The sequence below is a fragment of the Streptomyces sp. JJ36 genome, assembly GCF_021696945.1.
In the GTDB taxonomy this organism is placed as follows: Bacteria; Actinomycetota; Actinomycetes; order Streptomycetales; family Streptomycetaceae; genus Streptomyces.
Window position 1 is genome coordinate 13,267 of sequence record NZ_JACYHE010000047.1, and the last position, 14,430, is coordinate 27,696.

Annotated in this window: 11 protein-coding genes; 4 read left to right on the forward strand and 7 right to left on the reverse strand. The window is 71.6% G+C overall.

The window, feature by feature from the left end:
* Positions 1-108 precede the first annotated feature (108 nt).
* Together eccCa and HOY81_RS17870 are read left to right on the forward strand one after the other, a co-directional pair.
* Entirely contained in the window at positions 109-4,083 is a 3,975-nt protein-coding gene (gene eccCa / locus HOY81_RS17865) for a type VII secretion protein EccCa (protein ID WP_237321440.1), read from the forward strand.
* Between the two features lie 190 nt (positions 4,084-4,273).
* Positions 4,274-4,504 (forward strand): DUF397 domain-containing protein, encoded by a 231-nt coding sequence (locus HOY81_RS17870; protein WP_237321441.1) that lies wholly within the window; start codon positions 4,274-4,276, stop codon positions 4,502-4,504.
* Positions 4,505-4,603: 99 nt separating this feature from the next.
* Here the strand turns inward: HOY81_RS17870 and HOY81_RS17875 are convergent, their stop codons facing one another.
* The 7 genes from HOY81_RS17875 to eccB all read right to left on the reverse strand — a co-directional run bounded on the left by HOY81_RS17875 (position 4,604) and on the right by eccB (position 12,110).
* Positions 4,604-4,912: a WXG100 family type VII secretion target gene (locus HOY81_RS17875; RefSeq protein ID WP_237321442.1), complete on the reverse strand. Its 309-nt coding sequence runs from the start codon at positions 4,910-4,912 to the stop codon at positions 4,604-4,606.
* A gap of 111 nt (positions 4,913-5,023) precedes the next feature.
* On the reverse strand, positions 5,024-5,443 hold the full coding sequence (locus HOY81_RS17880; protein ID WP_237321443.1) for a WXG100 family type VII secretion target: 420 nt from the start codon (positions 5,441-5,443) through the stop codon (positions 5,024-5,026).
* A 141-nt stretch (positions 5,444-5,584) separates the two neighbouring features.
* A complete protein-coding gene (locus HOY81_RS17885) occupies positions 5,585-6,871 on the reverse strand; it encodes a S8 family serine peptidase (protein WP_306423502.1) in 1,287 nt (428 codons plus the stop codon).
* A gap of 18 nt (positions 6,872-6,889) precedes the next feature.
* On the reverse strand, positions 6,890-8,479 hold the full coding sequence (locus HOY81_RS17890) for a WXG100 family type VII secretion target (protein ID WP_237321444.1): 1,590 nt from the start codon (positions 8,477-8,479) through the stop codon (positions 6,890-6,892).
* 37 nt (positions 8,480-8,516) lie between these two features.
* On the reverse strand, positions 8,517-8,990 hold the full coding sequence (locus HOY81_RS17895) for a hypothetical protein (RefSeq protein ID WP_237321445.1): 474 nt from the start codon (positions 8,988-8,990) through the stop codon (positions 8,517-8,519).
* Between the two features lie 305 nt (positions 8,991-9,295).
* Positions 9,296-10,585, reverse strand: a complete 1,290-nt coding sequence (mycP, locus tag HOY81_RS17900; RefSeq protein ID WP_237321446.1) for a type VII secretion-associated serine protease mycosin — start codon at positions 10,583-10,585, stop codon at positions 9,296-9,298.
* Positions 10,586-10,604: 19 nt separating this feature from the next.
* Positions 10,605-12,110 (reverse strand): type VII secretion protein EccB, encoded by a 1,506-nt coding sequence (eccB, locus tag HOY81_RS17905; protein WP_237321447.1) that lies wholly within the window; start codon positions 12,108-12,110, stop codon positions 10,605-10,607.
* 187 nt (positions 12,111-12,297) lie between these two features.
* Here eccB and eccE point away from each other — a divergent pair, with 187 nt between their 5' ends.
* A complete protein-coding gene (gene eccE / locus HOY81_RS17910) occupies positions 12,298-13,623 on the forward strand; it encodes a type VII secretion protein EccE (RefSeq protein ID WP_237321448.1) in 1,326 nt (441 codons plus the stop codon).
* Positions 13,623-14,330 (forward strand): hypothetical protein, encoded by a 708-nt coding sequence (locus tag HOY81_RS17915; protein ID WP_237321449.1) that lies wholly within the window; start codon positions 13,623-13,625, stop codon positions 14,328-14,330. Before eccE ends, HOY81_RS17915 begins: the two co-directional genes overlap by 1 nt.
* Positions 14,331-14,430 lie beyond the last annotated feature (100 nt).

Here is a 14,430-nt window from a genome sequence, read left to right on the forward strand (position 1 = left end):
CCCCGTGCGAGGGGCGTGCCAGTAGGATCGCCCCGCGCGGACGGAGTCCGTCGCCACGGGGGCGTCGGCAGGAACTGTCCCGTCCGCCCAAGGGATTGGTGCTTCGCCGTGAGTCAGATCGTCGTCAAGCGTCCGCCGCGGGCTCTGCCGCCGAGCGTGCCCAGCGAGGACCTGACGCTGGAGCCCCCGCCCGAACTCCCCCGCGGGCAGCAGGAGGGCGTGCTGATGCAGATCCTCCCCATGCTCGGCATGGGGGGCTCCGTGGTCTTCTTCTTCATGCCGAACGCCCACCCCTTCATGCGGATCATGGGCGTGGTGATGGTGGCGTCCACGATCGCCATGCTCATCGCCACCATCGTTCGGTTTCGCCGGGGCACACAGGGACAGATGGCGCAGCTGCGCCGGGACTACCTCAAGTACCTGGCCCAGACCCGGCGCAAGGTCCGCCGCACCGCGCGGAAGCAGCGGGACGCGCAGTTCTATCTCCACCCCTCCCCCGACCAGCTCTGGGCGCTCGTCGCCGAGGGCAGCCGGGTGTGGGAACGCCGCGCCGGGGACGCCGACTTCGCCCAGGTACGCATCGGGCTCGGCGCCCAGCAGCTCGCCACCCCCCTGGTGGCTCCGGAGACCGCCCCCGTGGACGAGCTGGAGCCGCTGACGGCCGGGGCCATGCACCGCTTCCTGCAGACCCACGGCACCCTCGACGGCCTGCCGATGGCCGTCTCGCTGCGCGCCTTCTACCACATGACGCTCAGCGGCCGCCCGGAGTCGGTGCACGGCTCCGCCCGTGCGATGGTCGCCTCGCTGGCCGCGCTGCACTCCCCGGAGGACCTGGTGATCGCCGTGCTCGCCGGCCGGGGGGCGGCGGACCGGTGGGAGTGGGCCAAGTGGCTGCCGCACGTGCAGGCGCAGGGCAGCACGGACGGCGCCGGCGCCCGGCGGCTGGTCTCGGAGGACGCGCTGGAGCTGGAGGGCCTGCTCGCGGCCCGGCTGGACGGCCGCCCGCGGTTCAACGCCGAGGGCCAGCCGCTGCTGGACCAGCCGCACGTGCTGGTGGTGCTGGACGGCGGCGCCATGGTGCCGCCCGGCTCGCTGCTGGCCTCGCCCGAGGGACTCCAGGGGGTCACCGTGGTGGAGGTCGTGCCCGGCGAGATCGACAACCCGCGCGGCGGCCTCTCGGTGGTCGTCCAGCCCGGCACCCTGCAGCTCGAGTCCGGGCACGGACTGGTCTACGAGGGCACGCCCGACGTCCTCTCGCAGGAGGGCGCCGAGGCGCTGGCCCGCCAACTCGCCCCGCTGCGCATGGGCTCCGGCGGCACCGACGACGAACCACTTCTCGCCAACCTGGAGTTCACCGACCTGCTCGGCCTGGGCGACGCCGCCTCCGTGGACACCACCCGCACCTGGCGGCCGCGGTCGCAGGCGGAGCGGCTGCGGGTGCCGATCGGCGTCGGCGAGGACGGCCAGCCGGTGATGCTGGACCTGAAGGAGGCCGCGCAGGACGGCATGGGCCCGCACGGCCTGTGCGTCGGCGCCACCGGATCCGGCAAGTCGGAGCTGCTGCGCACCCTGGTGCTGGGCCTGGCGGTGACCCACTCCTCGGAGACCCTCAACTTCGTCCTCGCCGACTTCAAGGGCGGCGCGACCTTCGCCGGCATGTCGCAGATGCCGCACGTCGCCGCGGTCATCACCAACCTGGCGGACGACCTGACGCTGGTGGACCGGATGGGCGACTCCATCCGCGGCGAGCTGAACCGCCGTCAGGAGATGCTGCGCGACGCGGGCAACTACGCCAACATCCACGACTACGAGAAGGCGCGGGCCGCCGGCGCGCCGCTGGCGCCCATCGCCTCACTGGTACTGGTCATCGACGAGTTCAGCGAACTGCTGACCGCGAAGCCGGACTTCATCGACATGTTCATCCAGATCGGCCGGATCGGCCGGTCCCTCGGCGTGCACCTGCTGCTCGCCTCGCAGCGGCTGGAGGAGGGACGGCTGCGCGGCCTGGAGACCTACCTCTCCTACCGCATCGGCCTGCGGACCTTCTCCGCCGCCGAGTCGCGGGCCGCGCTGGGCGTGCCGGACGCCTACCACCTGCCGTCCGTGCCCGGTTCCGGCTACCTGAAGTTCGGCACCGACGAGATGACCCGCTTCAAGGCGGCGTACGTCTCCGGCGTCTACCGCAGCGGCTCCTCCGGCGACGAGGGGCGCCGCGGCCCGCTGCCGGCCGCCCGCCGCCCGGTGCTGTTCACCGCCGCGCCGGTACCCGTACAGCAGCACGAACCGGAGCCCCGGGAGCCCTCGGTGCCGGCCCCCGCGCCGGCACCGGACGACGACGCCCTCGCCGACACGGTGCTGGACGTGATCGTGCGGCGGCTGGAGGGACAGGGGACCCCCGCCCACCAGGTCTGGCTGCCCCCGCTGGACAAGGCGCCGTCGCTGGACGAGCTGCTGCCCGGCCTGACGCCCGTCGAGGGCCGCGGCCTCACCCAGCCCGACTACGCCGGGGCGGGCCAGCTCGTGGTGCCGCTGGGCGTCGTCGACAAGCCCTTCGAGCAGCGTCGCGATCCGCTGTGGCGGGACTTCTCCGGCGCGGCCGGCCACATGCTGGTCATCGGCGGCCCGCAGTCCGGGAAGTCGACGCTGCTGCGCACCCTGGTCTCGTCGTTCGCCCTGACCCACACGCCGCAGCAGGTGCAGTTCTACGGGCTGGACTTCGGCGGCGGCGGCATGTCGGCGGTCTCCGGACTGCCGCACGTCGGCGGGATCGCCTCCCGCCTGGACCCGGAGAAGGTGCGGCGCACCATCGCCGAGGTGTACGGCATCCTCGCCCGCCGGGAGGAGTACTTCCGGGCGCACGAGATCGACTCCATCGCCACCTTCCGGCGGCGCCGCGCCCGCGGCGAGATCACCGACCAGCCCTGGGGCGACGTGTTCCTGGTGATCGACGGCTGGGCGAACTTCCGCGGGGAGTACGAGGGGCTCGACGGCTACGTCACCGACATCGCCGCGCGCGGCCTCGGTTACGGCATCCACGTCGTCATCACCGCGTCTCGCAGCATGGAGGTGCGCGCCTCCCTCAAGGACCAGCTCATGAACCGCCTGGAGCTCCGGCTGGGCGACACCATGGACTCCGAGTTCGACCGCAAGGTCGCCGCCAACGTCCCGGCGGGCATGCCGGGCCGCGGCCAGACCCCGGAGAAGCTGCACTTCATGTCGGCGGTGCCGCGCATCGACGGGGTCGGCTCCGACCACGAGCTGTCCGACGCCTCGGACGCGCTCAACAAGGCCGTCGCCCAGGCCTGGGAGGGCCCCTCGGCCCCGGCCGTCCGGCTGCTGCCCCGGGAGCTGCCCGCGCACGAACTGCCGCGCGGCGGCGACCACCCGGAGCGCGGGGTGGCCTTCGCCATCGACGAGAACAACCTCGAGCCGGTCTTCGTCGACTTCGAGAGCGACCCGTTCTTCCTGGTCTTCGGCGACAGCGAGACCGGCAAGACCAACCTGCTGCGGCTGCTGGCCCGCCGACTCTGCGAGCGCTACACCGGGGAGGAGGCGAAGATCGTCGTCGGCGACTACCGCCGCTCCCTGCTGGGGGTGGTGCCCGACTCGCACCTCGTGGAGTACGCCGCCATGTCGAACCACATGGAGGCCCACATGAACGCGCTGCGCGACCTGATGCAGCGCCGCAACCCGCCGCCGGACGTCACCCCGCAGCAGCTCCGCGAGCGGAGCTGGTGGTCCGGGCCGAAGATCTTCGTGATGGTCGACGACTACGAACTGGTGGCGACCAGCAGCGGCAACCCGCTCGGCGTCCTGACGGAGAACCTGCCGTTCGCCCGCGACATCGGCGTGCACTTCGTCATCGCGCGCAGCGCGGCCGGCGCCTCGCGCGCCCTGTTCGAGCCGTTCATGCAGCGCATCAAGGAGCTCGGGGCCCAGGGCGTCGTCCTTTCGGGCGACCCGAGCGAGGGTGACATCCTGGGCAACGTCCGCGCCCGGCCGATGCCTCCGGGGCGGGGTTTCTTCGTCTCCCGCAAGCGGGGCACGCCGCTGGTGCAGCTCGGCTGGCTGCCCGAGGAGTAGGGCGCCCGGCAGGGTGCGGGCGGAGGGGTCTGCGCAGCCGGCGCCGCGGCGCGCCGGGTGCGCGAGCCTGCGCCTCCCCGCTGTGCGCACCAGGCACGTTGACGTATCGTTACACTGCGATCACAGGCTCCTCGTGCTCGGGCGCGGCCTGATCCGGAAGCTCTCGATCACCAGGAAAGGAAGTCCGGGAGTGGGAACGCAGCAGGAGAAGGACGAGCTGTACGCGATGGACATCTCCGACGCGGTCTGGGAGAGCGCGCCGGGAGGCCCGGAGGACGAAAAGGTCGAGATCGCCCGGCTGCCGGGCGGAGCCGTGGCCATGCGGAACTCCAAGGACCCCGACACGGTGCTGCGCTACACCGCCGCCGAGTGGCACGCCTTCGTGCTCGGCGCGCGGGACGGCGAGTTCGACCTGGAGTAGGGCCTACCGGGCCCGCGACGGCAGGGATCCGCACGGACGACGACGCGCCCACGGCTCGGGAGCCGTGGGCGCGTCGGGGTGCGGGCCGCCCGCGCCCTCCTAGAAGTTCTCGAAGTAGGAGGCCGCCTTGCGGTCCGTCGCCTGGTAGTCGTCGCTGCCCTGGCGGACCTTGGTCTCGATCGTCTGCAGCGTGGTGCGGATGCTGTTGGCGCGGGCGTCCCACTGCGCCTTGGCGGCGTTGAACATCTGCCGCGCCTCGCCCTCCCAGGCGTCGTCGACCCGCTTCACCGCGTCCCACAGCGCGTCGAGCTGGGCCTGGACCGTGCGCTGACCCTTGTTGATGTCGTCGGCCAGCTGACCGACGGTGCCGTAATGGACCCTGAGCTCGTCGCCGGCAGGGTTTCCCATGATGTCTCCCGTTCGCCTCGGTGGTCGTGTGACGTGTCTACGTCGACCGGGTGCGCCGGCACGACCGTTTCCGGCCGCCGCGGCACCTGCCCGGTCGGATCAGGCCTCTGCTCAGAGCCCGCTGAGCCTGCTGGACTGCGGCATGTGCGACTGCACCTGACCGTCCAGACCCGCGTTGATGCCGCTGAGGTTGCTGCCGGCCTGAAGGTGACCACCGGCCTCCGCACCGTTGATGTCGATGCTGCGGAAGCTGTCGACGATCGCGTCGTCGTTCCCCCGGCCGAGCTGCTTCGTCATGATGACGGCCTCGTGGATGCCCGCCAGCAGCCGGCGCAGCGCCTGGTGGTCGTCGTTGATCTGCTGCTGGGCGTTCCGGAACGCCATGGCACCGGCGCCGCTCCAGCCGGCGGCCGCGGTGGCGATCGTCTGCGAGAGGTGGCGGAGGTTGGCCTCCAGCTGCTCGCCGACGGTGTTCATGTCGTTCTCGAACTTGACGATATCCGAGTCCCTCAGCTTCTGGCTTCCCGCCATGCCTGGACCCTCCTTCTCCGTGTCGGACTGTTGTCGGTCAACCGAGATGACTGCTGTTCCGCCCGCTGGGGACGTATGGCTTTCCCAGTCTGGTTCCACACCCCCGTCCAGGCCGACCAGGCCTTCGGTGCTGTTGCCGGGTCAGCGGGAGCGCGAGCGGGCCACCGCCACCGCCCCGCCGGCCGCGGCTGCCACCGCGACGCCTGCCCCGATGACGATCCAGAGCGTGTTGCCGTCGCCCTCCGCGGAGGAGGAGTCGGCGACGTTCTCCTTGTCCTCCGCCCCCGTGTCCGCGGCGGCGTCGTCCTTCCCCGCCGCGCCGTCGTCCGCCGCGTCTCCGTCGCCGCCACCCGGGGACGCCGACGGCTTGCCCTGCTCCTCCCCGGCACCCACCATCGGGAGCGGGCTCTTGTCCGGGTCGCCCGGGTCGCCCTTCCCCTCCAGCAGGTTCAGCCGTGGCCGCACCCCGCCGTAGCCGACCTTGGTGCTGGGCACCTTGCCGTCCTTGGGCTTGGCCGCGGTCTCCAGCATCACCCGGAGGACCTGGTTGGCGGTCCAGTCGGGGTGCTCCGACCAGATGAGGGCGGCGGAGGCGGAGGCGAGGGCGGTGGCGAGGCTCGTGCCGTACTTGTCGGGACAGTACTCAGTGAGACTCTTGTCGCACCAAGCAGGCATGCTCACTCCCGGAGCCGACAGGGATACATGCCAACCATGGCCTGAGAAGTTTGCAGCGCTTGCAGACTTAGTGAGGGCACCCACGCCAACGACCTCGGGGTAGGCCGCAGGATACTCAATCGGATTCTTCCCGTCACCGTCATTACCTGTAGCAGCGAACATCAGCTTGCCTTTGCTTGCTGCGTACTCCACGGCCTCCTTAGCGTGAGCACCAGTGATATCGCCGCCAAGTGACATGTTGATCACTTTCGCGTCACTGTCCGCAGCAGCACGAATGGCCTTGTAGAGGTCACTCTGCTCCGTAAGTTTCTTCTCGCGGGTCAGGCTTGTACGAAACGGAATGACTTTGGCCCCGGGTGCCAGTCCTTGGACACCCCCGCCCTTGCCCGTACCGACGATCAGCTCAGCCACTGTCGTGCCATGGCTGTCGTAGTCATCGTTCTCGTCGCCAGCCTTGTCCGAAACATCCTTCCCCGGGAGCACCTGTCCCTGAAGAGACGGAGTCGAAGGGTCAACTCCGGTGTCGATGACGGCGACTTTAATGCCTTCCCCAGTACTTACCTGCCACATCTTTTCGGCCTGCATGGCCTCCAAGTACCACTGCTGCGAGCGCACGTCCGCAGCAACCGCAGCGGGCATCGCGGCGGCGACACTCAAGGACCATGCGCCCGTCAGCGCGAGAAGGCAGAGAAGGGACCGCCGCATCGACCCCGGCCGCGTCCTCTTCCCTGCTCGACTCTTCCGTACAGCCATTGCGCTCTCTCGTCCCGACTACTCGATGACCGGCGGGGCGCTGTCGCCCCGACCCCTCGTCCATGTCGACTCGTCCTCGACCAGGTAGTCGGGTCTGCGGGAGTCGTCACGCTCACGCTCGCGGGGAAAGGACCTCTGCCCACGAGGCGCCGTGCCCATGCCGCCGCGCGCGAGCCCCGTACCGCCCGGCGTGAACGGACGCGCGCCGCGTCCGGAGCCGGAACCTGCGCCGCCGGAGGCGGCGAGTCCCCGCCCGCCGACCAAGCCGGAACCGGGCGGACGTCCCATCGCTCCCTGCTCGCCCCCGACGACCATCCCGCGCGGGATGCGGGGCGTGTTGCTCGGTCCCGAGGTCCGCTGGGTACCACCGACAATGGGCGCGTTACGGCCCATCGAGCGAGGCGGCATCGTGGAAGAGGGTGGCCGGCCCATGGGCCCCGGTCCCGTGCTGGTCGGACGCCCCAAGGGCTGGCCGTTGCCCTGTCCGGTGATCGGACCACGCCCCGTCGGCGTCTGCGGGCCCCTGCTGGTGGGAAGGTTCTTCCCTCCGTTGCTCACCGGCGACCGGCCCACCTTCTGCGAAGGCGGCCCTGACTGGCGGTTCAAGTTCGGCCGCGGAGGGGGCGGCTGCGGGGCGGGCCCCACGATCGGCGAGGGCTGCGGTCCTGGCTGCGTGTTCGTCGGCGGCGGTGTGTTCAGCGGAGGGCCGGTCGGCTTCTGCGGTGCCGTGACGCTGTCGATCTCCGTGCGGACCTGGGTTTCAGGTGTAGGAGGCACCTGATCGGGAAGGTCGCCCCTCTCACTCCCGACACTCTCTGACACAGTGCCAGGAAGCGCGCCACTCCGAGAAACCGAGGTGACACCGGAGCTACTTACCGCGTCCCCCGCGGTGGTTACTCCAGGGTCACGTGGTGCCACACTGGGCGGAGGCGGCATCCCCACGTTCGGCATCGGCTTGAAGACCGGTGCCTCCTGCCCGTACATCGTGTCGTGCGACACCTGGTAGTACGAGCTGAGCTTGTTCATCTGGCCGATGGCCTCTTGGCGCAGCTTCTCCTTGGCCGCCGCGTCGGCGGCCTTCGCCTCGGTGTACTCCTTGTTGCTCTCCACCCGCGCCGGTGCGGGGATCTTCGAGACCTCGGCGCCGGGGCCGCCGTCGTCGCGGGGCGGCATGGAGCCCTTGACCATGGAGAGACCGAGTGCGGCGGCCTTCATCTGGGTGCTGACCGTGGAGGTGAAGTCCGCGAGCTTCGCGGTGTTCTTGGCGAGGTCGTCGCCCCACGTGCGGAAGGACTCGCCGGCCTCGCCTTCCCAGTCCACGCCCTTGACGTACTTGCCGAAGTCGGCGCCGACCTTCTCGATCTCCTCGGCGGCCTTCTCCAGCGCGTCGCCGACCGCTTCCAGCTCGTCCGGCTTCGCCCCCTCGACCATGTCGACCAGGTCGTTCAGCTCGCGGCTCTCGAAGTTGCTCTTGTTGAACCCGGAACGCCTGTTGTCGCCGAAGCCGTTCCCGAACACCGGGCTCATCATGCGCCGGACGTCGGTGATGACGACCTGCGCCGCGGCAGCCGCGTCACCCGGTGTTGCCTGCTCGTCACCGTCGCTCATGCGCCTGCCTCCCCTCCGTCGATCCGTCTGTCCGTCATCAGAAGCCCTCGGTCTCCCCGTCGTTGCCAGGTCCGCCGGGCTTCCCGCCGAGCCGCTCGGTCTCCTCCTGCCGACGCTGCTGCTGCTCCCACTGCTGTTCCTGGTAGCGGTTCTGAGCGCCGGTCTGGATCTGCCAGAAGCGGTGCAGCACGTCCTGGTCGATGCCTTCGAAGTCGTTGTCGGCGGCGAGGGCGGCGATGCCCGTGGCCTCGATCTGGTCGTTCAGGGTGCGGGAGAGGTCCGTGAGGAGCTGGTGCACCTGGTTGTACTGACCGTAGAGGTCGTCCGCCTCGTTGAAGGCGCCGCCGAAGGCGGCACGCGAGACCGTCTGGTCGGCCATGTGCGTCTTGGACGCGGCCGAGCTCTCGAGATTCTGCAGAATGCCGTCGACGCGCTTCTTGAAACCCAGAAGCGTCTCGTCGACCTTGATGTTCTTCGCCGGGCCTCCGCCGCCCATAGGCGCCCTGGCCATCAGGCTCCCCTCCCCCGTATCGCTTCGCGGTCCGCACGACTGCCAGCCTCTGCGGACACTCTATCCACCGCAAACCGGCGGTCCAACTACGAATCTGCCTGCGGCACTTGCTGCATCCCCCGGCCGGCCCGGCCCCGAATCTGCGTGGTACCTGTCAACCCGCCGTGTGCAACAGGAGTCCATCATCCTTGCGACGGGGCCGTTGCAGGGCACCGCGCATCCCCTCCGCCTGAGGTGTATGCCCGTTTTCCGCGGTCCGGTTGTGAGAATCCTGTCACGGTCTCTTCTCGCTTCCCCTACGGCGCTCACCGGGTGCGTGCCGTCGCGCCGGTACGGCGCCGCCAGTCACGGTAGACCAGCGAGCCGCCGGAGATGACCCCCACGAGCACGCCGGAGCCGATCAGGACGTAGGTGCCGAGCCGCTCGTTGCGCTCCTGGGTGGTCTCGCCGAGGTGGAGCTCGGCGGGGGCGGGCGGCTCGGCCTGCTCCACGCCCTCGCCGGCGACGGGTTCGTCGATCGCCTTGTCGTCCTCGGTGAGCGCGCGCACCGGGTCGATCACGCCCCAGCCGACGTGCCGGTCGTGGCCGGGGATGGAACGCTCGGCGGTCTGTTCGAGCTGGGCGGCGATCTGGTGCGGTTCCCAGTCCGGGTGCTCGGCGACGAGCAGGGCGGCGACACCGCTGACGAACGGGGCGGAGAAGCTGGTGCCGTTGTCGGCGCAGTGACCGCCGCCGGGAACCGTGGTGACCATGTCGACGCCGGGCGCCGCGATGTCGACGAAGTCGCCGGACTGCGAGAAGGGCGCCCGCTCGTTGTTCCGGTCGGAGGAGGCGACGGCGATGACGCCCTCGTAGGAGGCAGGGTAGGTCTTCTTGACGTTGCCCCCGGCTCCGTCGTTGCCTGCGGAGGCGACCACGACCACTCCGGCGTCCAGGGCGTTCTGCACCGCCGTCCTGAGCGCCGGGCCGGGCTCCTCGGCACTCTGCGTGTCCTGCGAGATGTTGATCACATCGGCACCCTCGTCGACGGCGTGGTCGATGGAGGCCGCCAGGGTCTCCGCGGTGCCGCTGCCCTGGGCGTCGTTCTGCTGGACGGGGATGATGGTGGCCTCGGGGGCGAGTCCGACGAACCCGGTGCCCTCGGCGGGGCGGGCCGCGATGAGGCCGGCGACCTTGGTGCCGTGCCCGACGGTGTCGGTGGTGCCGTTCTCCTTGCCGCGGTCGGGGACGTTGCCGTACTTGTCCTTCTTCCGCTTCTTCGGCAGCAGGTTCTTGCCCCGCTTGCCGTCCACGGCGTCCTTGAGCTGCGGATGGTCGTCGTCCACACCGGTGTCGATGACGGCGACGCTCACGCCCTTGCCCTTGGTGCCCTCCCAGAGCTGCTCCAGCGGCACCCGCTTCAGGAACCAGGGGCGGCCTTCGTACGGCTCGGCGGGGAAGGTGCAGGCGCCACTCGCGGCCGCGGGCGGCGCCCAGGCCAGGGACGGGACGAAGGCCGCGGCGGCGGTGAGGGCGACCGCTGCGGCCAGCGACGGCCCGGTCCGCGTGCGGCGGGCGCGCTGTGCCGTGCCCTGCGGGATGCGGGTGCGCTTCATGGTGGTCCTCCCCCGTGCGTCAGGATCCCTGCGGCTGCTTCGCGGCGCTGGTGCTCAGCCGCGGTCCCGTCGGCAGGAACTGCGACCAGGACGCGGGCACGGGCACCGGCTGGGCGTCCTGGTAGCCGAGCCGGATCGCCGCGCGGTTGCCGTCGGAGGTCGCCGACTGCTCGTCCTTCTCGCCGTCCGAGCCGATCCCGGAGGCGTCCTCCCCGCTGTCGGTGTTCGCCTGGACCGCGTAGCGCAGGCCGGTGTCGGTCACCAGGAACACGCCGCCGGAGCTGAGGTCGTCTCCCTTCACCTGCCGGAAGAGCAGACCCGAGCCGGGGGAGACGTACGCGCTGGTGGCGCCGTTCGGCAGCGTGGCGGGGTAGGCGTCGGCGGCCCAGGTGCTCAGGGTGAGGTCGCCCTCCTCGTCCACATCGCGCAGCACGTTGCAGAGCGTTTCGCGGTCGCCGTCGCCGTTGACGGTCCGGGCGATCTCCTCGGGCCAGTCCCGGGACGCGCGGTACTCCTCGCCGGACGCCTCGAAGGCGCCGGCGCTGACCTCGGTGGCCTTGCCGTGCTGGCCGAGCTCGGTGGCCTCGGGGGCGTTCAGCAGGAGCTGGGCCATGAAGTCGCTGACCGGTCGCACCTCTCCCTCGAGGACCACGTAGTGCTGCGCGCTCCCGCCGGAGGTGGCGCGCAGCACGGTGCCCACCCGGGCGGCCGCGGGGGGCAGCCCGCCGCCGACACCGGCGTCCGCACCGAGGTTCGGCGGCATCTCGGGGAAGCCGACGGTGTCGCCGGTGCGTACGGTCTTGAGCCAGTCGGCGCCGACGCGCTGGGGCTTGGTCTGCCCGACGACGGTCCGCAGCAGCTTCGGGTCGTCGGCGACGGGGAAGGCCTTCCCTGCGCGGTCCACGATGTAGCGCTGACTGTCCGGGCCTTCGACGTACATCACCTCGCCGCCGCGCAGCCGGTTCTTCCCGTCCACCCGGCCCTTGTCGCGGTCGGAGAGGACGAAGGCGGCCTTCTCGACGGTGCCGCCGGCGCCGGGGCGGGTGCACACCGCCCAGCGCTTGGGCGTGGTGGCCTCCCCGTCGTCCGGCAACCGGTCCGGGGCGTAGGGGATGCCGAGGGTGGCGCCGTGCGGTATGTCGCCGTCGTCCAGCACCTTCTCGTCGACCTCGACGATCTCGAACCGGTCGGGGTCGAGGAGGAGTTTGGCGGAGGCGAGGTTGAGCACCGGATGGAGCTGCTTCTTGCCGTCGGTCTTGAGGACCACGTAGCGCGTGGTGGACTCGCTGCCGATGATGACCTTCTCCCCCGGTGCGTCCCAGCCCTCGGGCGCCTTGGGCTTGAACATCCCCCAGGCGCCGAAACCCGCCATGATGACGACGCCGATGATCACTCCGGGGAGCACGGCACGGAGCGGGCGCGGCGCGCCCTCCTCGGTGCCGCTGGGCGTGGGCTGGAGGAATGCCGCAACCAGCCGCTTCTTCGCGAAGGTGTAGGCGTTGAGCTCGTCCCGCCGTGATGCCATGTCTCGCTGCTTCTCCCCACTGGCCGGCTCCAGCGTCCCCCGGGACACTGCCGCTGATGCCGTTTGTCGGACCGGCCCCCTACTATGCCCGTTGACGATCCCCTGCCGCTGCTCCGGTAGGGTGATCGCCCGGCTGGCGCCCCCGGCAGGTCCGGGGCGAACACGGACATGAGGGGGCTTTGCGGCGATGGGAACGGCGACACCCACCCGGGGCTCCGGGTCCCGGTCCGCCGGGCGGCGCGCGGACGGCCGCGATCCGGGTGCGGCTCCGGCTCCCCGTGTCCCCGCCTCCACGGTGCTGCGGGCGCAGCCGCGCACGAGCGGCGTCGGCCCGGTGCAGCTTCAGCAACTCGTCCTCATCGAACTGGCGCTGGCGGCGCTGGTGGTCGCCGCCGCGGTCGACGAGCTGATGCTGGTGCCGGCCGGCGTGCTGGCCGCGGTGCTGGTGCTCTTCGCGCTGCTGCGCCGGCACCAGCGGTCCGTCCGGGACTGGCTGGCCACCGTGCTGGCCCTGCGGGCCCGCAGGCGTGCCGCGACGGCACCGCCGGCCGAGCGGGTGGGCCCCGGCCTGGCGCCCGCCGCGGAGTGCGCCCCGGGACTGCGCACGTACGCCTTCCTCGACCGGGAGCGGCGCACCGTGGGCATGGTCGGCGACGGTTCCTTCCTGACCGCCGTGATACGGGTGGAGGCCGGGGACACCGCGCTGCGCCCGGCGTTCGGGGCGCGGGCCTTCCCGCTGGCGCTGCTGCACGACGCGCTGGAGGTGGACGGGATACGGCTGGAGTCGGTGCAGCTCGTGCAGCATGTGCAGCCCGCCCCGGCGCCGCATCTGCCGGAACAGGCAGTGGCGCGCCGCAGTTACGCCCCGCTCCAGGAGCAGACGGGGTCGCCGGCGCTGCGGCTGACGTGGGTGGCGCTGAAGCTCGATCCCGAACTGTGCCGCGAGGCGGTGCAGGCACGCGGGGGCGGCCTGGAGGGCGCCCAGCGCTGTGTGCTGCGTACGGCGGACCAGTTGGCGAGCCGGATCACCGGTGCGGGTTTCCGTGCGACGGTGCTGAGTGAGGAGGAGCTGGTCTCGGCGGTCGCGACGTCTGCCTGTGTGAACCCGATGGCGACCGCGCGGGCCGGGCAGCCCGGTACGTCGCCGGCGCGGCGTACCGCGGAGACGGCGCGCACCTGGCGGTGCGACGACCGCTGGCACACGACGTACGGCGTGGGCCGCTGGCCGGAGCTGGGCCGGGCGGCGACCCCGCTGCCGCGGCTGGTGTCGCTGCTGACCGCGGTGCCCGCACTGACCACGACGTTCAGCGTGACCGTGGCGCGCGGGACGCGGCGGAGCACGGCGTCGGTGAGCGGCTTCGTCCGGGTGACCGGCCGCACGGACACCGAACTGACCGGGGCCCGGCGCCATCTGGAGCGCGTCGCCCGCGGTGCCAAGGTGGGGCTGGTGCGGCTGGACCGCGAACAGCTTCCGGGCGCGCTGGCCACGCTGCCGCTGGGAGGTACGCGCTGATGGCGGGGAGCCGGTTCCGGCAGGGCCTGCGCGGGCCGCAGCGGGCACAGCACGCGCTGCCCGCGGACCACCTGGGCGCCCTCTCGCTGCCCGTCGGCGACGACGGCGTGGTGGTGGGCAACGACGCTGAGGGCCGTGCGCAGGTGCTGGGTTTCCATCACCCGGTGCCGTACGACGTGGTGCTGATCGGCGGTCTGTGGACGGCACAGGTGCTGGCCCTGCGTACGGCCGGGACAGGCGCCCGGGTCGCCGTGGAGACCGGCCGGCCGCAGGTCTGGACGAATCTCGTACAGGCGGCGGGCGGTGGTCTGGAGTGCATCACGCTGCACGACGTGGGCCGGGTGCCGCCGATGGGCGCCACGGTGGGCAGTCCGGTGCTGGTGATCCGGGACTGCGGGATGCGTCCGCCCCGGGGCCGGGTCGCCTCGGCGCCGTGGCAGTCGGTGCTCACGCTGCTGCCCTATCTGAGCCCGGTGGCGCCTCGGCTGGTGCGGGCGGCGGCGCTGGTGGGTGTGCAGCGGGTCTCGCCCGACGAGGCCCGGCAGGTGGGGCGTCTGATGCAGCTTCCCGACACGGACGTGGAGGCGCTGTCCACGCTGGGCGACGGCGTCACCCTGTGGTGCACCCGTACCGACCGGCACTATGCGCTGACGCAGCCGACCGACGCGGAGGCCGGACTGCTCGGCACCGCGCGCCGGCTCGACTGAGGGACCCGGCCGAGGCGCGCTCCGGAGCCGCCCGGATACGGCCGTGGGCCACGGGGAGCGGGGGACGGATGACGGTCCGTCGGCCCGGAGGCGGGGGCGG

What these genes read in the sequence shown, in the direction of transcription:
- HOY81_RS17895 (WP_237321445.1), bottom strand. Translation starts at nt 8,990, where the DNA reads ATGGCCAGGGCGCCTATGGGCGGCGGAGGCCCGGCGAAGAACATCAAG.
- HOY81_RS17915 (WP_237321449.1), top strand. Translation starts at nt 13,623, where the DNA reads ATGGCGGGGAGCCGGTTCCGGCAGGGCCTGCGCGGGCCGCAGCGGGCA.
- HOY81_RS17875 (WP_237321442.1), bottom strand. Translation starts at nt 4,912, where the DNA reads ATGGGAAACCCTGCCGGCGACGAGCTCAGGGTCCATTACGGCACCGTC.
- eccE (WP_237321448.1), top strand. Translation starts at nt 12,298, where the DNA reads ATGGGAACGGCGACACCCACCCGGGGCTCCGGGTCCCGGTCCGCCGGG.
- eccB (WP_237321447.1), bottom strand. Translation starts at nt 12,110, where the DNA reads ATGGCATCACGGCGGGACGAGCTCAACGCCTACACCTTCGCGAAGAAG.
- HOY81_RS17890 (WP_237321444.1), bottom strand. Translation starts at nt 8,479, where the DNA reads ATGAGCGACGGTGACGAGCAGGCAACACCGGGTGACGCGGCTGCCGCG.
- mycP (WP_237321446.1), bottom strand. Translation starts at nt 10,585, where the DNA reads ATGAAGCGCACCCGCATCCCGCAGGGCACGGCACAGCGCGCCCGCCGC.
- HOY81_RS17885 (WP_306423502.1), bottom strand. Translation starts at nt 6,871, where the DNA reads ATGGCTGTACGGAAGAGTCGAGCAGGGAAGAGGACGCGGCCGGGGTCG.
- HOY81_RS17880 (WP_237321443.1), bottom strand. Translation starts at nt 5,443, where the DNA reads ATGGCGGGAAGCCAGAAGCTGAGGGACTCGGATATCGTCAAGTTCGAG.